At 61.5% G+C, this 20,879-nt stretch carries 16 protein-coding genes and 1 pseudogene; 7 read left to right on the top strand and 10 right to left on the bottom strand.

Going from position 1 to position 20,879, the window contains the following annotated elements:
• From hutU to hutC, 3 genes are all read right to left on the bottom strand, one after another.
• A partial coding sequence (gene hutU, locus H621_RS0113900) for a urocanate hydratase (RefSeq protein WP_028943989.1) occupies window positions 1–1,653 on the bottom strand: 1,653 nt, incomplete at its 3' end.
• A gap of 298 nt (window positions 1,654–1,951) precedes the next feature.
• Window positions 1,952–2,524: a HutD/Ves family protein gene (locus H621_RS0113895; protein ID WP_028943988.1), complete on the bottom strand. Its 573-nt coding sequence runs from the start codon at window positions 2,522–2,524 to the stop codon at window positions 1,952–1,954.
• Entirely contained in the window at window positions 2,521–3,231 is a 711-nt protein-coding gene (hutC, locus tag H621_RS0113890; RefSeq protein ID WP_167332117.1) for a histidine utilization transcriptional repressor HutC, read from the bottom strand. Before hutC ends, H621_RS0113895 begins: the two co-directional genes overlap by 4 nt.
• A gap of 142 nt (window positions 3,232–3,373) precedes the next feature.
• On the opposite strand from hutC, the gene H621_RS0113885 reads away from it, so the two are divergent.
• Window positions 3,374–4,738: a formimidoylglutamate deiminase gene (locus H621_RS0113885; protein ID WP_028943986.1), complete on the top strand. Its 1,365-nt coding sequence runs from the start codon at window positions 3,374–3,376 to the stop codon at window positions 4,736–4,738.
• A gap of 136 nt (window positions 4,739–4,874) precedes the next feature.
• Here H621_RS0113885 and H621_RS0113880 read toward each other — a convergent pair whose 3' ends face one another.
• Both H621_RS0113880 and H621_RS0113875 read right to left on the bottom strand, forming a co-directional pair.
• Complete coding sequence (locus H621_RS0113880; protein WP_028943985.1) at window positions 4,875–5,450, bottom strand: lipocalin family protein; 576 nt, start codon at window positions 5,448–5,450, stop codon at window positions 4,875–4,877.
• Window positions 5,447–5,701 (bottom strand): hypothetical protein, encoded by a 255-nt coding sequence (locus H621_RS0113875; RefSeq protein ID WP_028943984.1) that lies wholly within the window; start codon window positions 5,699–5,701, stop codon window positions 5,447–5,449. Before H621_RS0113875 ends, H621_RS0113880 begins: the two co-directional genes overlap by 4 nt.
• A 234-nt stretch (window positions 5,702–5,935) precedes the next feature.
• Here H621_RS0113875 and H621_RS29235 point away from each other — a divergent pair.
• Window positions 5,936–6,973 (top strand): annotated as a pseudogene (locus H621_RS29235) (HAMP domain-containing protein); the annotation flags it as partial.
• A 24-nt stretch (window positions 6,974–6,997) separates the two neighbouring features.
• Window positions 6,998–7,828 carry a methyl-accepting chemotaxis protein gene (locus H621_RS29230; protein WP_371919729.1) on the top strand — a complete coding sequence of 277 codons (831 nt, stop codon included), beginning with the start codon at window positions 6,998–7,000 and terminating at the stop codon, window positions 7,826–7,828.
• 64 nt (window positions 7,829–7,892) lie between these two features.
• On the opposite strand, the gene H621_RS0113865 is transcribed toward H621_RS29230, so the two are convergent.
• The 3 genes from H621_RS0113865 to H621_RS0113855 all read right to left on the bottom strand — a co-directional run bounded on the left by H621_RS0113865 (window position 7,893) and on the right by H621_RS0113855 (window position 12,095).
• Window positions 7,893–8,489 carry a DUF924 family protein gene (locus H621_RS0113865; protein WP_028943982.1) on the bottom strand — a complete coding sequence of 199 codons (597 nt, stop codon included), beginning with the start codon at window positions 8,487–8,489 and terminating at the stop codon, window positions 7,893–7,895.
• 3 nt (window positions 8,490–8,492) lie between these two features.
• Window positions 8,493–9,503: a class 1 fructose-bisphosphatase gene (locus H621_RS0113860; RefSeq protein WP_028943981.1), complete on the bottom strand. Its 1,011-nt coding sequence runs from the start codon at window positions 9,501–9,503 to the stop codon at window positions 8,493–8,495.
• Window positions 9,504–9,644: 141 nt separating this feature from the next.
• A complete protein-coding gene (locus H621_RS0113855) occupies window positions 9,645–12,095 on the bottom strand; it encodes a glycogen/starch/alpha-glucan phosphorylase (RefSeq protein ID WP_028943980.1) in 2,451 nt (816 codons plus the stop codon).
• Window positions 12,096–12,293: 198 nt separating this feature from the next.
• On the opposite strand from H621_RS0113855, the gene H621_RS0113850 reads away from it, so the two are divergent.
• Entirely contained in the window at window positions 12,294–12,701 is a 408-nt protein-coding gene (locus H621_RS0113850; protein WP_028943979.1) for a YkgJ family cysteine cluster protein, read from the top strand.
• A gap of 119 nt (window positions 12,702–12,820) precedes the next feature.
• Here H621_RS0113850 and typA read toward each other — a convergent pair whose 3' ends face one another.
• A complete protein-coding gene (gene typA, locus H621_RS0113845) occupies window positions 12,821–14,644 on the bottom strand; it encodes a translational GTPase TypA (RefSeq protein ID WP_028943978.1) in 1,824 nt (607 codons plus the stop codon).
• Between the two features lie 128 nt (window positions 14,645–14,772).
• Complete coding sequence (gene thiI, locus H621_RS0113840; protein ID WP_028943977.1) at window positions 14,773–16,227, bottom strand: tRNA uracil 4-sulfurtransferase ThiI; 1,455 nt, start codon at window positions 16,225–16,227, stop codon at window positions 14,773–14,775.
• A gap of 332 nt (window positions 16,228–16,559) precedes the next feature.
• On the opposite strand from thiI, the gene glnA reads away from it, so the two are divergent.
• The 3 genes from glnA to ntrC all read left to right on the top strand — a co-directional run bounded on the left by glnA (window position 16,560) and on the right by ntrC (window position 20,861).
• Complete coding sequence (glnA, locus tag H621_RS0113835) at window positions 16,560–17,966, top strand: glutamate--ammonia ligase (RefSeq protein WP_028943976.1); 1,407 nt, start codon at window positions 16,560–16,562, stop codon at window positions 17,964–17,966.
• 376 nt (window positions 17,967–18,342) lie between these two features.
• Window positions 18,343–19,428 carry a nitrogen regulation protein NR(II) gene (gene glnL, locus H621_RS0113830; RefSeq protein WP_028943975.1) on the top strand — a complete coding sequence of 362 codons (1,086 nt, stop codon included), beginning with the start codon at window positions 18,343–18,345 and terminating at the stop codon, window positions 19,426–19,428.
• Window positions 19,425–20,861 (top strand): nitrogen regulation protein NR(I), encoded by a 1,437-nt coding sequence (gene ntrC / locus H621_RS0113825; RefSeq protein ID WP_028943974.1) that lies wholly within the window; start codon window positions 19,425–19,427, stop codon window positions 20,859–20,861. The genes glnL and ntrC overlap by 4 nt, the downstream gene beginning before the upstream one ends.
• Window positions 20,862–20,879: the final 18 nt, after the last annotated feature.

The following is a 20,879-nucleotide window of genomic DNA, read 5'->3' as shown; positions in this document are numbered from 1 at the left end:
GCCTTGTTCCTTGGCGCAGTCGATGGCGATCTGGTAGCCGGCATCGGCGTGACGCATGACGCCGGTGGCCGGGTCGTTGTGCAGTACGCGAGCGATACGCTCGGCCGCTTCATCGGTACCGTCGCAGACGATCACCATGCCCGAGTGCTGGGAGAAGCCCATGCCGACGCCGCCACCGTGGTGCAGCGAAACCCAGGTCGCGCCGCTGGCGGTATTGAGCAGGGCGTTGAGCAGTGGCCAGTCGGAGACGGCGTCGGAGCCATCCTGCATCGACTCGGTCTCGCGGTTGGGGCTGGACACCGAGCCCGAGTCCAGGTGGTCGCGGCCGATGACGATCGGCGCCGACAGCTCGCCGCTGCGGACCATTTCGTTGAAGGCCAGGCCCAGTTTGGCGCGCAGGCCCAGGCCAACCCAGCAGATACGTGCCGGCAGTCCCTGGAAGCTGATGCGCTCGCGCGCCATGTCCAGCCAGTTGTGCAGGTGGGCGTCGTCGGCGATCAGTTCCTTGACCTTGGCGTCGGTCTTGTAGATGTCTTCAGCGTTGCCCGACAGTGCCGCCCAGCGGAACGGACCGATACCGCGGCAGAACAGCGGACGGATGTAGGCCGGTACGAAACCCGGGAAGTCAAAGGCATTGCTGACGCCTTCTTCCTTGGCCATCTGGCGAATGTTGTTGCCATAGTCGAAGGTCGGGATGCCCTGCTTCTGGAAATCGAGCATGGCCTGGACGTGTACGGCCATCGATTGCTTGGCAGCCTTGACCACGGCAGCCGGGTCGGTCTGGGCGCGGTCGCGGTACTGTTCCCAGGTCCAGCCGGCTGGCAGGTAGCCGTTCAGTGGGTCGTGGGCGCTGGTCTGGTCGGTGACCATGTCGGGACGCACGCCACGCTTGACCAGTTCCGGCAGGATTTCGGCGGCGTTGCCCAGCAGGGCGATGGAGATGGCCTTGCCTTCGGCGGTGTACTTGGCGATACGGGCCAGGGCGTCGTCCAGGTCCTTGGCTTGCTCGTCGACATAGCGGCTGCTCAGGCGGAAGTCGATGCGGCTCTGCTGGCATTCGATGTTCAGCGAGCAGGCACCGGCCAGGGTCGCGGCCAGTGGCTGGGCACCGCCCATGCCGCCCAGGCCTGCGGTCAGTACCCACTTGCCCTTGAGGCTGCCGTTGTAGTGCTGGCGACCGGCTTCGACGAAGGTTTCGTAGGTGCCCTGGACGATGCCCTGGCTGCCGATGTAGATCCAGCTGCCGGCGGTCATCTGGCCGTACATGGCCAGGCCCTTGGCATCCAGTTCGTTGAAGTGTTCCCAGTTGGCCCAGTGCGGCACCAGGTTGGAGTTGGCGATCAGCACGCGCGGGGCGTTGCTGTGGGTCTTGAACACGCCGACCGGCTTGCCCGACTGCACCAGCAGGGTTTCGTCGTCGTTCAGGTTGGTGAGGCTCTCGACGATCTTGTCGTAGCACTCCCAGTTGCGTGCAGCGCGGCCGATGCCGCCATAAACCACCAGCTCCTTGGGGTTCTCTGCCACTTCCGGGTCGAGGTTGTTCATCAGCATGCGCAGCGGGGCTTCAGTCAGCCAGCTTTTGGCGGTGAGCTTGTTGCCGCGGGCTGCGCGGATTTCGACGTCACGGAATTTTTTGAAATTGTTGTCAGTCACGGAAATGGCTCCTAAGCGATCAGTCCAAACCAACCCAGGCATTGGGTGTGTCATGGACTTATACAAACACATATTTACTTGTATGTACAAGCATAGGCAATTGAAATGCCAACTTCTCGCACGCGTCCTTCAAGCGGCGCTGATGCAGGCGCTAAAGCCCCGCAGGCCTTGGACAAGGTCTGAAATATTTTTTTGGGCGGTGTTTTTCGGAAGGAGAAGCCGACCAGTGGCGTTGCACCACTTCGGGTCAATCGGTAACAGCCCCGGCCACCGTATGTGGCCCGAGGCTGTTACGTCTTCAGTGCGGGGACAGCTCGATCAGGCAGCAGCGGCCTTGTATGTTGATCGTCTGCAGGCTGTGGTTGCCTTCAAGCTGCAGGCAATCGTAGCGACCAAGTCGGTGCTCCCCCTGCCCGGCTACGGCGACGTCCACCTGGGCAGAAACCGCGAACAGCAGCACGGTCGAGGCCGAGCTGAATGCCCGTTGAGTGCCGTCGAGCCATTGCAGGCGAGCCTGGTAACGCTCGGGGGCGTAGATCAGGTTGAAGTCGCGAATCGAGGCACCAAGCAACGTGCAACTGACCTGGCTCTCACCCCTGAAGGCAAAGGCATCGAACGGCAACAGCGGCCTTGTGGGCTGGCCATCGACCAGCAGGCGCATACCCTCGCCTTCGAGCACGGTGATGATCCGCTGGTAACCGGCGAAGCTGGAAAAACCGCCCGACTCGGCGATATCGGCTATCGACAGGCGCCAGCCGAAGCCGTCCAGGCCCACACCCGCATCGCGGGTGATTTCTTCAGTACTGCCGCCACCGTTCTTCCACGGCATGCGGGGGTAGTCTTTGGCGCGTAAAACCTGCAACTGGCTCATTTGCTGAAGCGTCCTTCCAGACGGTGACGGGAACCGGGGTGAATCAGGCGAGCCGCCGTGACCGGCACGCGGCCCGACCAGGTGCGGCGGCGGATCAGCAGGCACGGCTCGCTCTGTTCGATTTGCAGCAGGCGGCATTCTTCCGGCTCGGCCAGAATCGCCTCGACCACATGCTCGCCTTCGGTCAGCGGTGCGACCTGGGACAAATAGGCGTAGGGAGTTTGCCGGGTGAAGTCCTGCTTGAGGTAATCGGGTGCGACCGCTGCATTGACGAAGCGGTCTTCGATCTGCACGGCAATGCCGTTTTCGTAATGCACGATCAAAGAATGGAACACTCGCTGGCCTTCGCGCATGTCCAGGGCCAGGGCGCGCTCGGAACCGGCGGCCTCCTCGGCCAGGATCACCACCTTGCAACTGTGCTCATGACCACGGACCGCGATCTCGTCGGCAATGTTGTTGACCTCGAACAGCGCCGAGCGGGTCTTGGGCTCGGCCACGAAGGTCCCCACGCCTTGCATGCGCACCAACAATCCTTCGGCGGTCAGCTCACGCAAGGCGCGGTTGATGGTCATGCGGCTGAAACCCAGCTGGGTGACCAGTTCGCTTTCCGACGGCACCCGATGGTGCGGCGGCCAGCTGCCATTCTGGATCTGTTGGGCAATCATCTGCTTGACCCGGGCATACAGCGGCGCCGGACCCTCGCCCATCTGGGCAACCAGCGCGGAGACAGGAGGTGTCGGCACGGAAGATATCCTTGTTCGGTTGAATGAACGGTAGCTTGCCGGAGTTTACCCAGCAGGCAAACGTCTGTATATGTATATACAAATAATCACAATGAGGTGTGGGTCGATGTCCGTCTTCTTTGCCGAGCGCGCTTTGCTGCCTACGGGTTGGGCCGAAAACGTCCGTATCGAGGTCGGCGCCGATGGCCTACTGGCACGCATTCAGCCTGGCGGCTCGGCCCAAGGTGCCGAACGCCTGGCAGGCCCGCTGCTGCCGGGCATGCCCAACCTGCACTCCCATGCCTTCCAACGCGCCATGGCCGGGCTTGCCGAAGTCGCCGGCAACCCCAATGACAGCTTCTGGACCTGGCGCGAGCTGATGTACCGACTGGTCGGCAAGATCAGCCCCGAGCAGTTGCAGGTCATCGCCCGCCAGCTATACATCGAGATGCTCAAGGCCGGCTACACCTCGGTCGCCGAATTCCACTACGTTCACCATGACACCCAGGGTCAAGCCTATGCCGACCCTGCCGAGTTGTCGCTGCGCATCAGCCAGGCGGCCAGCAGCAGCGGCATCGGCCTGACCCTGCTGCCCGTGCTCTACAGCCATTCGGGGTTCGGCGGCCAGGCCCCCAATGAAGGCCAACGGCGCTTTATCAACAGCACCGAGCAGTATCTGGACCTGCAGGCGCGACTGGTGCCGCAACTGACCCGCCAACCGGCACAACGGCTGGGCCTGTGCTTTCACTCCCTGCGCGCAGTGACGCCGGAGCAGGTTGCCCAGGTACTGGCGGCCAGCGACAAAGGCTGCCCGGTGCATATCCACATTGCCGAGCAACAGAAGGAAGTCGACGACTGCCTGAGCTGGAGCGGGCGCCGGCCCTTGCAGTGGTTGTTCGAAAACACCGAAGTCGACCCGCGCTGGTGCCTGGTCCACGCCACCCATGCCGAACCCGATGAAGTGCAACTGATGGCCCGCAGCGGTGCCGTTGCCGGCCTGTGCCTGACCACCGAGGCCAACCTGGGTGACGGCATCTTCCCGGCGGTAGACTACCTGGCCCAGGGCGGTCGCCTGGGCATCGGCTCAGACAGCCATGTGTCACTGAGCGTGGTCGAAGAGCTGCGCTGGCTCGAATATGGCCAGCGCCTGCGCGACCAGCGCCGCAATCGCCTGTACCGGGGCGATCAGCCGATGGTCGGACGCACCTTGTATGACGCAGCCTTGAGTGGCGGCGCCCAGGCGCTGGGGCAGCCGATAGGCGAGCTGGCGGTGGGCAAACGGGCTGACTGGCTGGTGCTCGACGGCAACGATCCGTACCTGGCCACTGCCAGTGACGACGGCATCCTCAACCGCTGGTTGTTTGCCGGCGGCGATCGCCAGGTGCGGGATGTGATGGTCAACGGCACGTGGGTAGTGCGCCAGGGGCGCCATGCCGATGAGGAAGAGAGTGCCCGGGCGTTCGCCGGGGTACTGCGCACGTTGCTGGGGTAAGCGGATCGCGGGGCAAGCCCGCTCCTACAAATCCTGTGGGAGCGGCGGTGCGACGTCTCGACTTGCCCCGCAAGAGGCCCGTCCAACCATCAAATATTCACAGCCTGGAATACCCGCACCGCTGCTCCCACAGCCATCAGCGCTTGTGCGCCACCATGTCCCGGTCCGACACCCGCCAGATCAGGCGGGTCGTGTCATACCCCTGCTGGCGTGCCTTGGCCAGCAGGCTCTCGCGCTCCAGCGCCGGGATCACCGGCTTGCGCGACAGGATCCACAAGTACTTGCGATCCGGATTACCGACCAGCGCGGTCTGGTAGTCGTCGCCGATGTAGAGCACCCAATAGTCGCCCTTGATGCCACCCGGCAGCACTTTCGAGAACCAGTTGTCGAATGTTACCCAGAGCTTGTCGGTCTTGCCTGGCTCCTGCGGCGAGGCAGTGCCGCTGGCTTCCTGCCATTCGCCTTCAAGGGTCATGCAGCGGTTGAGCACACCCATCGTACCGTCAGGCTTGAGGTTGTAGTGCGCCTCGGACTGGGCGCAGTCGCGCTGGAAGTACATCGGCAGACGCGCCAGTTCGAACCATTTGCCCTGATAACGCTTGAGGTCGACCTTTTCGACGGTCTTGGGCGGTACCGGGCCCGTTCCCGAGTTGGCACAGCCACCCAGGATCAAGCCGGCGCACAGGGCCAGCAGCAGGTGTAGCCGTTTCATTTGAGTCCCTGCCCGGAGTACATCAGCACCTTGTCGGCGGCGTACTGCACGCTGATGAAGGTTTTCTCGTCACCCCAGGTGCAACTGGACATGCCCAGTGCGCCGGAGCACTCCTTGGGGGCGCCAAGCAATTGCTCGACTTCGGCCTTCGCCATACCGGCTTTGATCTTTGAATAGTTTTCCTGATTGATCTTGTTGCACGCAGTCAGAAACACGCACAAGGACAGCAGGGCGAGGGAACGCAACGACATGAAGGGTCACTCCTGGACATGAGGGTGCAGGCGCAGTGGCCTACCGACAGCTTAGAAGGGAAAAACGGGTTCTGGTTCCCGGCGCTGCACGCTTTCCTGACGCCAAATCCCTGCCTTTGGTCGTATAGACCTGCAACGACCTAATCTTTTGCCTGGAGCGGACGACACAGAACGGCGCTGCGACGTATTGCCGCGCCCTCTCCGTTGACCCGCCTTGTGCAGACAGACTCCGCAATGACAAAAAACCTGAAGTTCAGCCACAAGATTCTGCTCGCCGCCGCCCTGGTGGTTGCTGTCGCCTTTACCTGCTTCATCCTGTTCAACGACTACCGCCAGCGCCAGACGCTGCTCGCCAACACCCAGGCGTCGATGCAGGAACTGGGCAGCCTGACCAGCAGCAACATCCAGATCTGGCTGCAAAGCCGCATCCAGATCCTGCAGTCACTGTCCCAGCAGGTGGCCGTCGATGGCGCCAGCAAAGACAGCCTGACTCGTAGCCTCAATTTGCCGGTGTATGGCAGCAATTTCCTGCTGACCTATTTCGGCGGCCAGGACGGCTACATGCAGTCGGTGCCGCTGGGCAACCGCGCCGCGGACTACGACCCACGCGTACGGGGCTGGTACAAGGCCGCCAGCAGTGCCGGGCAGACCATCATCACCGAACCGTACATCTCGGCCTCGGCGAACAAGCTGGTGATCACCCTGGCCACACCCGTGCAGTACCAGGGCCGACTGATCGGCATCAACGGTGCCGACACCGACCTGGACAGCATCAGTGCGATCATCAACGCACTGAACTTCGACGGTCACGGCCAGGCGTTCATCGTCAACGGTGACGGCAAGATCCTGGTACATCCCGATTCGAAGCTTGTGCTGAAGAACCTCAGCGAAGCCTACCCTCGGCACACCCCGCAGATCGGCAGCGGGCTCAAGGAAACCGAGCGCGGCGGCAACGCCCAGTTCATCACTTTCACCAAGGTCAGCGGCGTGCCGTCGGCGGACTGGTATGTGGCCCTGGAACTCGACCAGGACTTCGCCTTCGCCATGCTCAGCGAGCTGCGCACCACGGCCATCATCGCCACGGTGATCGCCGTGCTGATCATCATCGCCCTGCTCGGCGTGCTGATTCGCGTGCTGATGGAACCGCTGCATGTGATGGGCCGGGCCATGCACGATATCGCCGAAGGTGAAGGCGACCTCACCCGCCGTCTGGCCATTCACGGCCAGGATGAGTTCGGCAGCCTGGGCCAGTCATTCAACCGCTTCGTCGAGCGCATCCACGAGTCGATCCGCGAAGTGGCCTCGGCCAGCGGCCAGGTCAACGAAGTTGCCCTGCGGGTGGTGAGCGCCTCCAACGCGTCGATTTTCAATGCCGACCAGCAATCAAGCCGCACCAGCAGCGTGGCAGCAGCCATCAACGAGCTCGGTGCCGCTGCCCAGGAAATCGCCCAGAACGCCGCCCTCGCCTCCCAGCACTCCAGCGAAGCACGCAACCTGGCTGCCGATGGCCAGCAGGTGGTCGAGCAGACCATCGAGGTGATGAACCAGCTGTCAGCGAAGATCAGCGATTCGTGCGGCAACATCGAGACCCTGAACGCCAACACGGTGAACATCGGCCAGATTCTCGAAGTGATCAGTGGCATTTCCCAGCAGACCAACCTGCTGGCGCTCAATGCCGCCATCGAGGCGGCCCGCGCCGGTGAAGCCGGCCGCGGCTTTGCCGTGGTCGCCGACGAAGTCCGCAACCTGGCCCACCGTACTCAGGACTCGGCGCAACAGGTACAGCGCATCATCGAGGAACTGCAGGCCGGTGCCCGCGTTGCGGTCAGCACCATGACCGAAAGCCAGAGCCACAGCGAACACAGTGTAGGGATCGCCAACCAGGCGGGTGAGCGACTGGGCAGCGTGACCCAGCGTATCGGCGAGATCGATGGCATGAACCAGTCGGTGGCCACCGCCACTGAAGAGCAGACGGCCGTGGTCGAATCGATCAATGTCGACATTACCGAGATCAATACGCTGAATCAGGAAGGGGTGGAGAACCTGCAAGCGACGTTGCGTGCCTGCAATGACCTGGAGCATCAGGTCGAGCGGTTGAAGCATCTGGTGGGGAGTTTCAGGATCTGAAACTGATCGCGGGGCAAGCCCGCTCCTGTGGCAGGAGCGGGCTTGCCCCACGATTGAATCCAGCTCAGAACCGCGAACCCGGCTCCAGCAAGAAATCCATCTCTTCATCGGTACTTGGCCGATTCAGGATCAGATTGCGGTGCGGGAACCGACCAAAGCGGGCAATCACTCGCTGGTGCTGTTCGGCGTAATCGAGGAAACCCTCGAACAAACGCCGGTCGCTGTCGGGTTGGGCATCGAGCAACAAGCGATAGCGTTCGATGCTGACGTTCTGCCAGTCCAGCACTTCGGCATGTTCCAGCACCAGCAGGATGAACACCCGCTGGATCGGCAGCAGTTGATAGTCCCAGGCCTTGTCCAGACCCTGCATCACCAGCACCTGGGCACGCCGGTCGCCATCGAAGGCACGCGGCGTGTCGCGGTAGATCATACGCGGCAGCTGGTCGAGCAGCAGGACCAGGCCAAGCCAACCCTGCGGGCTTTGCAGCCACTCTTCCAGACCGCCGGCCAGGGCTTGTTCGACCAGGTCGCCGAAACGCTCTTGCGCCTCGGCGTCGTGGTGCTTGCCAAACCACAGCGTACTCTTCTCGTCAGCGACGTCCTGGGGGCTGGTGCCCCATCCGAACCACCACTCCAGCAACGGCTGCCAAGGTGCGAGCATGACTTACTCCTGGTGATAACCGGTAACGCGCTCGACTTCCTGCTTGGAACCGAGGAACACCGCCACACGCTGGTGCAGGCTCTCGGGCTGGATGTCGAGGATGCGCTGGTTGCCGTCGGTGGATGCACCGCCGGCCTGTTCGATGATGAAGGACATCGGGTTGGCTTCGTACATCAGGCGCAGCTTGCCCGGTTTGGAAGGCTCGCGGGCATCGCGCGGGTACATGAACAGGCCGCCGCGGGTCAGGATGCGATGCACGTCGGCAACCATCGAGGCGATCCAGCGCATGTTGTAGTTCTTTTTCAGCGGGCCGGTCTCACCTTCCAGCAACTCGCCGACGTAGCGCTTGACCGGGGCTTCCCAGTGACGCTGGTTGGACATGTTGATGGCGAACTCGGCGGTGGTTTCCGGCACCTTGATGTTCTCGTGGGTCAGGACGAAACTGCCGAGCTCGCGGTCCAGGGTGAAGCCCTTGACGCCGTTGCCCAGGGTCAGGATCAGCATGGTTTGCGGGCCGTAGATCGCGTAGCCGGCAGCAACCTGCTTGGTGCCTGGCTGCAGGAAGGCCTGCTCGTTCAGGCTTTCGTTCTGGCTCAGATACTCGTTAGGGCAACGCAGGACCGAGAAGATGGTGCCGACCGACACGTTGACGTCGATGTTCGACGAACCGTCCAGCGGGTCGAATACCAACAGGTAGGCGCCCTTCGGGTATTTGCCCGGGATCTGGTAGGCGTTGTCCATTTCTTCGGACGCCATGCCGGCCAGGTGACCGCCCCACTCGTTGGCTTCGAGCAGGATGTCGTTGGAAATCACGTCCAGTTTCTTCTGGACTTCGCCCTGCACGTTTTCAGTGCCCATGCTGCCCAGAACGCCGCCCAGGGCGCCCTTGGAGACGTTGTGGCTGATTTCCTTGCACGCACGCGCCACCACTTCGATCAGGAAGCGCAGATCGGCAGGGGTACTGTTGCTGCGGGTCTGCTCAATCAAATAGCGACTCAGGGTAACGCGGGACATGTAAGGCTCCGAAGAATGGGGTAATAAAAACCCACGCAGTTTACAGGGAGAGTGAAGCGCTAGCGAGCAATGAGACACGCTTGCCCGATCAGACGGCACATCGGCCCGAGAGTTCATCACTCCCGGGCCGATGCATGCAGCTTAGTCCAGGGCTCTCCAGATCTGCGTCGCGTACTCGCGAATGGTCCGATCGGAGGAGAACCAGCCCATGCGCGCGGTGTTGAGCACCGCCGTGCGCCACCACTGCCTGGGGTCGCGCCAGAGCGCTTCGACACGCAGTTGCGCCTCCCAGTACGCATCGAAATCGGCGCACACCAGAAAGCGGTCATAGGCTACCAGCGAGTCCACCAACCCCACGTAGCGGGCCGGGTCGTCGGGCGAAAACACCCCGCCACGAATGGCCTGGAGCACATCATTGAGCCGATGGGAGGCGCCGATCGCGGTGCTCGCGCCAAAGTCGCCACTGCGCTTACGGGCCTCGACCTGCTGGGCGCTCAAGCCGAAGATGAACATGTTCTCGGTCCCCACCTCCTGGCTCATCTCCACGTTGGCGCCATCGAGGGTACCGATGGTCAGCGCGCCGTTGAGGCCGAACTTCATGTTGCTGGTGCCCGATGCCTCGTAACCGGCGGTGGATATCTGCTCGGAAAGATCAGCCGCCGGAATGATGCTTTCGGCAAGACTCACGTTGTAGTTGGGCAGGAACACCACCTTGAGCAGGCCGCGCACGGTCGGGTCGTTGTTCACCACCCGGGCGATGTCGTTGCTCAGCTTGATGATCAGTTTGGCCTGGTGGTAACTGGCCGCCGCCTTGCCGGCGAAGATCTTCACCCGCGGCACCCAGCCCATGCCTGGCTCGGCGCGGATCGCCTGGTACAGGGCCACGGTGTGCAGCAGGTTGAGCAACTGGCGCTTGTACTCGTGGATGCGCTTGACCTGCACATCGAACATCGCCTCGGGGTTGACCGTGGTGCCCAGGCGCTCCTGGATCAGGCTGGCCAGGGCGCGCTTGCTGTGCAGGCGCTGGGCAGCGAACTGCTTGCAGAAGGCCGGCTTGTCGGCGAATGATTCCAACGCCCGCAGCCTGCCTTGCGGATCGTCGAGCACCTCGGGGCCCAGGGCCTCGACCAGCATGGCGGTGAGCTGTGGGTTGGCCTGGAAAAGCCAGCGGCGAAAGGTGATGCCGTTGGTCTTGTTGTTGATCCGCTCCGGATACAGCTTGTGCAGCTCGGAAAACACCGTGCTGCGCATCAGCTTGGTGTGCAGCGCCGAGACGCCGTTGACACTGTGCGAGCCGAGAAACGCCAGGTTGCCCATGCGCACCCGCCGGCCATTGTCTTCCTCGATCAACGACACGGCGCGCAGCACGTCGAAATCGTGAATGCCCTTGGCGCGCAGGGCGTCGATATGAAAGGCGTTGATCAGGTAGATGATCTGCATGTGCCGCGGCAGCATGCGCTCCATCAACCCCACCGGCCAAGTTTCCAGGGCTTCGGGCAGCAGGGTGTGGTTGGTGTAGGCCAGGGTATCGACGGTCAGTTGCCAGGCAGTGTCCCAGGGCACCTCGTGCTGGTCGACCAGCAGGCGCATCAGCTCGGCCACGGCGATCGAGGGGTGGGTGTCGTTGAGCTGGATTGCCGCCGACTCATGCAGGTTGAGCAGGCTGTCGTGCATGTTCAGGTGACGGCGCAGCAGGTCCTGCAGCGAGGCACAGACAAAAAAGTACTCCTGGCGCAGGCGCAGCTCCTGGCCGGCCTCGGTGCTGTCGGCCGGGTACAGCACCCGCGAGATGCTTTCGGCGCGGGCTACTTCGGCTACCGCCCCCAGATGGTCGCCGGCATTGAAGCGCTCAAGGTGCAGCTCCTCCAGCGCCCGCGCCCGCCATAGCCGCAAGGTGTTGACGCTGGATCCGCGCCAGCCGACCACCGGCGTGTCGTAGGCCACCGCACGGACGGTTTCGGCCGGCCACCAGACCTGGCGCTGCTGGCCGTTGGCGTCATGCACGGTTTCCACGCTACCGCCGAAGCTGATCGGGTAGATCACCTCGGCACGCTCGAACTCCCAGGGGTTGCCGAAATCCAGCCAGTTCTCGGTCTGCTCCTGCTGCCAACCATCGACCACCGCCTGGCGGAACAGGCCATGTTCGTAGCGAATGCCATAGCCGTGGGCCGCGATGCCCAGGGTCGACATGCTCTCCATGAAGCATGCCGCCAATCGACCCAGGCCGCCATTACCCAGTGCCGCGTCGGGTTCCAGCAGGCGAATACGCTCAAGATCGACATCCAGCCCGCTCAAGGCCTCACGGGCAATGTCCAGCAGGCCCAGGTTGCTCAGGCTGTCGTAGAGCAAGCGGCCGATGAGAAACTCCAGTGACAGGTAGTACACCCGCTTCTGGCTCTTGCGGTAGATCTGCCGGGTGTGATCCATCCAGTGATCGACCATGTGATCACGGGCCGCCAGGGCGATGGCCTCGAACCAGTCGTGCTCGAAAGCGTGCTCCGGGTCCTTGCCGACGGCGTAAGTCAATTTATCCATCACAGCGGTGCGAAACGCGGCCACCTCTGCGTCACGTGCGAGTGGTTCCTGAGACATGCGACGTCCTCGGGCAAGTTGACGAATGCGGATGGAGACTGTTCAGCCTAGACCCTTCGACACAGAGCGTCAGCGCAGGTTCTGGAGTTTGTACGCAAAAGCGAGCGTGCAGACGGGCAACCGGCAAATGGTTGTTCACATTTTGATCAACTCCGGTATGATCGCGCGCCCACCAGAACATCTAATAACCTGAGCCTGATGAAACCGACCCTGATTGCCGCCGCCGAAGTCGACCGCCTGGATACCTGGCAGAAATACCAAAGCCATATGTGTGGAGGCTGCAACTCGACCTGCTGCTCCTTGCCGACGGAAGTGAAAATCAAAGACCTGATCCGCATGGGCGTGGTGGATGAGTTCGAGGTGGGCGAGCCGCCAAAGAACATCGCCAAGCGTTTGCAGAAAGACGGGATCATTCAGCGCTTCAATCAGAAGTCGGGAATATTCACCCTGGCGCAGATGAGCAACGATGACTGCTTGTACCTGGATCGTAAAAGCCGCCTGTGCACCATTTACGACAAGCGCCCCGACACCTGCCGCAACCACCCGCGGATCGGACCACGCCCGGGCTATTGCGCGTACATTCCAAAACCTGCAGCACGCCGCTAGACGCATCGCGGGGCAAGCCCGCTCCCACAGTGGGAGCAGGCTTGCCCCGCGATTGGCTTAGCAGACAAACAAAAACGCCCCCGGCCTTGCGACCGGGGGCGTTTTCGTTTCAGCCGGGCTTAGTTAGCCTTGGCTTTCTTGGCAGCGCGGGTACGCTCGCCTTCGTCGAGGATCTTCTTGCGAAGACGGATCGACTTAGGAGTCACTTCGCACAGCTCGTCGTCCTGGATGAATTCCAGAGCCTGTTCCAGGGTGAAGCGAACAGGTGGAACCAGAGCGATGGTTTCGTCTTTACCCGAAGCACGCATGTTGTCGAGCTTCTTGCCCTTGGTAGGGTTGACGCCCAGGTCGTTGTCACGGCTGTTCAGACCAACGATCTGACCGTTGTAGATTTCCTGGCCGTGCTCGACGAACAGCTTGCCGCGCGCCTGCAGGGTTTCCAGGGAGTAGGTCAGTGCCTTGCCGGTCTCTACCGATACCAGTACGCCGTTCTGACGACCGGACATGTGGCCGGACTTCATCGGAGCGTAGCGATCGAAGATCGAGGTCAGGATACCTGCACCGTTGGTCAGGGTCAGGAACTGGTTACGGAAACCGATCAGACCACGGGCTGGAATGTTGTATTCCAGGCGTACACGGCCCTTGCCATCCGGAACCATGTTGGTCAGGTCGCCTTTACGCAGACCCATTTCTTCCATGACCTTGCCCTGCGAATCTTCAGGGATGTCGATGGTGACGTTCTCGAACGGCTCGTGCTTGACGCCGTCGACTTCGCGGATGATCACTTCTGGACGACCAACGCCCATTTCGAAGCCTTCACGACGCATGGTTTCGATCAGAACCGACAGGTGCAGCTCACCACGACCGGAAACCTTGAACTTGTCAGCCGAGTCGCCTTCTTCAACGCGCAGTGCAACGTTGTACAGCAGCTCTTTGTCCAGACGCTCTTTGATGTTGCGGCTGGTGACGAACTTGCCTTCTTTACCGCAGAACGGCGAGTCGTTGACCTGGAAGGTCATCGAAACGGTTGGCTCGTCGACGGTCAGCGGCTTCATCGCTTCGACCGCGTCAGGGCTGCACAGGGTGTCGGAGATGAACAGCTCGTCGAAACCGCTGATGCAGACGATGTCGCCAGCCTGAGCTTCTTCAACGTCAACGCGGTGCAGACCGTGGTGACCCATCAGCTTCAGGATACGACCGTTGCGCTTCTTGCCGTCGACGTCGATAGCCACGACCGGGGTGTTCGGCTTGACGCGACCACGAGCGATACGGCCAACGCCGATAACACCCAGGAAGCTGTTGTAGTCCAGTGCCGAGATCTGCATCTGGAACGGACCGTCACGGTCAACAGCCGGCGCCGGTACGTTGTCGATGATCGACTGGTACAGCGGGGTCATGTCTTCGGCCATGTCGGTGTGGTCCAGACCGGCAATGCCGTTCAGGGCCGAGGCGTAGACGACTTTGAAGTCCAACTGTTCTTCGGTGGCACCCAGGTTGTCGAACAGATCGAAGATCTGGTCCAGAACCCAGTCAGGACGCGCGCCAGGACGGTCGACCTTGTTGATGACCACGATTGGACGCAGGCCGGCTTCGAAGGCCTTCTTGGTCACGAAACGGGTTTGCGGCATAGGGCCGTCTTGAGCGTCGACCAGCAGCAGTACGGAGTCGACCATCGACATTACACGCTCAACCTCGCCACCGAAGTCGGCGTGGCCGGGGGTGTCGACGATGTTGATGTGGTAGCCGTTCCAGTTGATGGCGGTGTTTTTCGCCAGAATGGTAATACCGCGCTCTTTTTCCTGGTCGTTGGAGTCCATGACGCGCTCGTCGTTGAGCTCGTTACGCTCCAGAGTGCCGGACTGACGCAGGAGTTTGTCGACCAGGGTGGTTTTACCATGGTCAACGTGGGCGATGATGGCGATGTTACGCAGATTTTCGATCACGTGTGTATCTCGATCAGAGGATTCGGGTTGCCGCCCAGTCTAGGCGGCCAATATGAATGAATGGCACTCAACGGGCCCGCAGGTCGGGAGGGCGATGGCGGATGCTCCCGCCATATAGCCCCGGCGTTTTATGTCGGACGATAAACGCGCACATTGGCATGTCCCTCACTGAGCAAATGATGGGCATGCAGGCGACTCATCACACCCTTGTCGCAATACAGCAGGTACTGGCGCGTAGCGTCCAGCTCCTTGAAGCGACTGTTCAGGGCGTAGAACGGCATGGCTTTGACCTCGATGCCGTCCAGTTCCAGGGGCTGGTCTTCCTGGGCGTCGGGGTGGCGAATGTCGATCACCACTTGCCCGGCCAGCGCCTGGCTGACTTCTTCGATCTGGATATCCTGGCCAAGTTCATCGATCACATGGTCGATGGACACCAGGCGAGCACGCTCCAGGGCGCGCTCGAGCACAGCCATGTCGAACTGCTTTTCTTCATGTTCAAGGCGATGACGCTTGGCGCACGTGGTCGGGTTCACCGAAATCACGCCGCAGTATTCAGGCATGTGTTTGGCGAACTCGGCGGTACCGATCTCGTTGGCCTGGTCGATGATGTCCTGCTTGTGGCTGGCCAGCAGCGGACGCAGTACCAGCTTCTCGGTGGCCGAGTCGATCACCGCCAGGTTCGGCAGGGTCTGGCTGGACACCTGGGAGATCGCCTCGCCGGTTACCAGGGCGTCGATCTCCAGGCGGTCGGCGATATTGGTCGCAGCGCGCAGCATCATGCGCTTCAGGGTCACGCCCATGTAGCTGTTGTCGACCTTGCCGAGAATCTCGCCCACTACTTCTTCAAAGGGCACGCTGACGAACAGCACGCGCTGGCTACTGCCGTATTTCTTCCACAGGAAGTGGGCGACTTCCATCACGCCCAGTTCGTGGGCACGGCCGCCAAGGTTGAAGAAGCAGAAGTGGGTCATCAGGCCGCGACGCATCATCTGGTAGGCCGCCACGGTGGAGTCGAAACCACCGGACATCAGCACCAGGGTCTGCTCCAGCGTGCCCAGCGGGTAGCCGCCGATGCCCTTGTGCTGGTTGTGGATCACATACAGCAGCTTGTCACGTACCTCGATGCGTACCTCGACCTCTGGGGTGCGCAGGTCGATACCGGCGGCGCCGCACTGCTGGCGCAGCTGGCTGCCGACATAACGGTCGACGTCCATCGAGGTGAAGTCGTGGTGACCGCCGCGCTTGCAACGCACCGCAAAGCGCTTGCCGGGCAGCAGGTGACCGAAGTGGGTCTTGCACTTGGCGACGATATCGTCGAAGTCGCCCAGCGGGTACTCGTCGACCTGCAGGAAGTGGGCGATGCCCGGCATGCAGGTCAGACGCTCGATCATCTCGCGCAGGACTTTCTCGTCCTCGATGCGGGTGACCACCTCGAGGTTGTCCCAGACACCGTCAACCGCGAGCGCAGGATCGAGGTCCTTGAGCACGGTACGGATGTTGCGGCCCAGTTGACGGATGAAGCGCTTGCGAACCGGGCGGCTCTTGATGGTGATCTCTGGGAAGACTTTTACGATTAGTTTCATTGAAAACAGCGCGCGCAATGCCGACTAAAAAAGTGGGGCGCGGATTATAGCGGAAATTGCTCAAGGTTTAACCAATTAATGTACAGAAGGTTTACGCTGCACCAAATTGGTGCCTACAACCTCATTTACGCCTCCTAAGGGTGCATAAATTGTCTGACATTTCGGCTCATTGCCCCTGAAACGCATAGGAATGGGGCAAAAATTCCAAACCGGGGCACTGGCATGCAATTTGCTCCCTTGTGAGGCAGGTTGCCTTGGCCGACTATTCGCGCCCGGCATCACCCAAATTCAAGGGCTGCACAGGCAAGCTCTACCCCACCCCGGAGGACACTATGTCGAAGTCGGTTCAACTCATCAAAGATCATGACGTTAAATGGATTGATCTGCGCTTCACGGACACCAAAGGCATTCAACATCACGTGACCATGCCGTCGCGTGATGCCCTGGACGAAGACTTCTTCGAAGCCGGCAAGATGTTCGACGGTTCCTCCATTGCCGGCTGGAAAGGCATCGAAGCTTCCGACATGATCCTGATGCCGGACGACTCCTCCGCCGTTCTGGACCCGTTCACCGAAGAGCCGACCCTGATTCTGGTCTGCGACATCATCGAACCTTCGACCATGCAAGGCTACGACCGCGACCCACGCGCCATCGCCCGCCGCGCCGAAGAGTACCTGAAGACCACCGGTATCGGTGACACCGTCTTCGTCGGTCCAGAGCCCGAGTTCTTCATCTTCGACGAAGTGAAGTTCAAGTCCGACATCTCCGGCTCGATGTTCAAGATCTACTCCGAGCAAGGTTCATGGATGTCCGACCAGGACGTCGAAGGCGGCAACAAAGGCCACCGTCCAGGCGTCAAAGGCGGCTACTTCCCAGTACCTCCGTTCGACCACGACCACGAAATCCGTACTGCCATGTGTAATGCCATGGAAGAAATGGGCCTGGTCATCGAAGTACACCACCACGAAGTTGCCACTGCCGGCCAGAACGAAATCGGCGTGCAATTCAACACCCTGGTGAAGAAGGCTGACGAAGTTCAGACCCTCAAGTACTGCGTACACAACGTTGCCGACGCCTACGGCCGCACCGCTACCTTCATGCCTAAGCCACTGTACGGCGACAACGGCTCGGGCATGCACGTACACATGTCCATCTCCAAAGATGGCAAGAACACCTTCTCCGGCGAAGGCTATGCCGGCCTGTCCGACACCGCCCTGTACTTCATCGGCGGCATCATCAAGCACGGTAAGGCCCTGAACGGCTTCACCAACCCGGCTACCAACTCCTACAAGCGTCTGGTACCTGGCTTCGAAGCCCCGGTCATGCTGGCCTACTCGGCGCGCAACCGTTCCGCCTCGATCCGTATTCCTTACGTTTCCAGCCCGAAAGCCCGCCGTATCGAAGCGCGCTTCCCGGACCCGGCGGCCAACCCATACCTGTGCTTCGCTGCACTGATGATGGCCGGCCTGGACGGTATCCAGAACAAGATCCACCCAGGCGATGCCGCCGACAAGAACCTGTACGACCTGCCGCCTGAAGAGGCCAAGGAAATCCCACAGGTGTGTGGCAGCCTGAAAGAAGCCCTGGAAGAGCTGGACAAGGGCCGTGCGTTCCTGACCAAGGGCGGCGTGTTCTCCGACGACTTCATCGATGCCTACATCGCGCTGAAGAGCGAAGAAGAAATCAAGGTCCGCACCTTCGTACACCCACTGGAATACGAGCTGTACTACAGCTGCTGATTTCGTGACGTGACGTAGAGAGGCCTCCCATCGGGAGGCCTTTTTTTTGCCTTCAAAACCGCCTCGCGGCCAGGCTCGACTTGCAATGCGTAGCCGCTGCCGAGAAACGAGGCTGCGATCGACTGCGCAGCAGTCGCCAGGTAGCGGCAGGCTTGCCCCGCGAAAACTACAGTGCTCTATAGTGGTGCATAAGGGGATGCGCCCAATCTGAAAACACCCCAATTTGGTTCAATTTTCTGCCAATACCAGGCAAATCAGTGATTTCCTGCGCAGCCATGGCCCCATTTCAGGGGATTACGCTTCTTTTCGGAGCTTTGGTTTAATTTTTGCATTTTCCTTGTAACCGCAGATCACCAAAAGAGGTCACCGACGCGCCATGACCATCAGCGATGCCCTGCACCGACTGCTACTGGACAACCTGACCACTGCCACCATCCTGCTCAATGCCGATCTGCGTCTTGAGTACATGAACCCGGCAGCGGAAATGCTCCTGGCCATCAGCGGCCAGCGCAGCCATGGGCAATTCATCAGCGAGTTGTTTACCGAATCGCCCGAGGCACTCAACTCCTTGCGCCAGGCGGTGGAGCACGCCCACCCCTTCACCAAGCGCGAGGCGCAGCTGACCTCCCTGACCGGCCAGACCCAGACCGTCGACTACGCGGTGACGCCAATCCTGAGCAAAGGCCAGACCTTGCTGTTGCTGGAGGTCCACCCGCGTGATCGCTTGCTGCGCATCACCAAGGAGGAAGCCCAGCTGTCCAAGCAGGAAACCACCAAAATGCTGGTGCGCGGCCTGGCGCATGAAATCAAGAACCCGCTGGGCGGCATTCGCGGCGCGGCGCAGTTGCTGTCCCGGGAGCTGCCTGAAGAAGGTCTCAAGGATTACACCAACGTGATCATCGAGGAGGCCGACCGCCTGCGTAACCTCGTCGACCGCATGCTCGGCTCGAATAAACTGCCGTCGCTGGCAATGACCAACATCCACGAAGTGCTCGAGCGGGTCTGCAGCCTGGTCGAGGCCGAAAGCCAGGGTGGCATCACCTTGGCGCGCGACTACGACCCGAGCCTGCCGGACGTACTGATCGACCGTGAACAGATGATCCAGGCGGTACTCAATATCGTGCGCAACGCGATGCAGGCAATCAGCGGCCAGAATGAGCTGCGCCTGGGCCGCATCAGCCTGCGCACCCGCGCGATGCGCCAGTTCACCATCGGCCACACCCGCCATCGCCTGGTGGCCAAGGTCGAAATCATCGACAACGGCCCGGGTATTCCGGCCGAGCTGCAGGAAACCATTTTCTACCCCATGGTCAGCGGCCGTCCGGACGGTACCGGGCTGGGCCTGGCCATTACCCAGAACATCATCAGCCAGCACCAGGGCCTGATCGAGTGTGACAGCCATCCTGGCCACACCACCTTCTCGATCTTCCTGCCACTGGAACAAGGAGCCTCCGCCTCATGAGCCGTAGTGAAACCGTCTGGATCGTCGACGATGACCGCTCCATCCGCTGGGTCCTGGAAAAAGCCCTGCAACAGGAGGGCATGACCACCCAGAGTTTCGACAGCGCCGATGGTGTCATGAGCCGCCTGGCACGCCAGCAGCCGGACGTGATCATCTCCGACATCCGCATGCCCGGGGCCAGTGGCCTGGACCTGTTGGCGCAGATCCGCGAGCAGCACCCGCGCCTGCCGGTGATCATCATGACCGCACATTCGGACCTCGACAGCGCAGTGGCCTCCTACCAGGGTGGAGCGTTCGAGTACCTGCCAAAACCGTTCGACGTCGATGAAGCGGTATCGCTGGTCAAGCGCGCCAACCAGCACGCCCAGGAACAGCAAGGCCTGGACGTTGCCCCCACCTTGACCCGCACCCCGGAAATCATCGGCGAAGCGCCGGCGATGCAGGAGGTGTTCCGCGCAATCGGTCGCCTGAGCCACTCCAACATCACCGTGTTGATCAATGGCGAATCGGGCACCGGCAAAGAGCTCGTCGCCCACGCCCTGCACCGCCATAGCCCACGCGCAGCCTCCCCGTTCATTGCCCTGAACATGGCCGCCATTCCCAAGGACCTGATGGAGTCCGAGCTGTTCGGGCACGAAAAAGGGGCCTTCACCGGCGCAGCCAACCTGCGTCGCGGCCGCTTCGAGCAGGCCGATGGCGGCACGCTGTTCCTCGACGAGATCGGCGACATGCCGGCCGACACCCAGACACGCCTGCTGCGGGTACTGGCCGACGGCGAGTTCTATCGGGTCGGTGGTCATGTACCCGTGAAAGTCGATGTACGCATCATCGCCGCCACCCACCAGAACCTGGAAACCCTGGTACAGGCCGGAAAGTTTCGTGAAGACCTGTTCCACCGTCTGAACGTGATCCGCATCCATATTCCACGCCTGGCCGACCGTCGCGAAGACATCCCGACCCTGGCTCGTCACTTCCTTGGCCGGGCGGCCCAGGAGCTGGCGGTAGAGCCCAAGTTGCTCAAGGCCGAGACCGAAGAGTACATGCGCAACCTGCCCTGGCCCGGCAACGTACGCCAGCTGGAGAACACCTGCCGCTGGATCACCGTAATGGCCTCGGGCCGGGAAGTGCATGTCGGCGACCTGCCGCCGGAGCTGCTCAACCTGCCTCAAGACGCCGCCCCGGTCACCAACTGGGAGCAAGCCCTGCGCCAGTGGGCTGACCAGGCGCTGTCACGCGGCCAGTCGAGCCTGCTCGACAGCGCGGTGCCGAGCTTCGAGCGAATCATGATCGAGACCGCCCTCAAGCACACCGCCGGGCGTCGTCGCGATGCGGCCGTGCTATTGGGCTGGGGACGCAACACCCTGACGCGCAAGATCAAGGAGTTGGGGATGAAGGTCGATGGCAGTGACGAGGACGGCGACGACGAGGGTTAAAAGCGATCGCGGGACAAG

It is taken from the genome of Pseudomonas vranovensis DSM 16006, assembly GCF_000425805.1.
GTDB lineage: Bacteria > Pseudomonadota > Gammaproteobacteria > Pseudomonadales > Pseudomonadaceae > Aquipseudomonas > Aquipseudomonas vranovensis.
The sequence above is the reverse complement of the archived record's forward strand: the minus strand, read 5'-3'. Positions and strand labels throughout refer to the sequence as shown.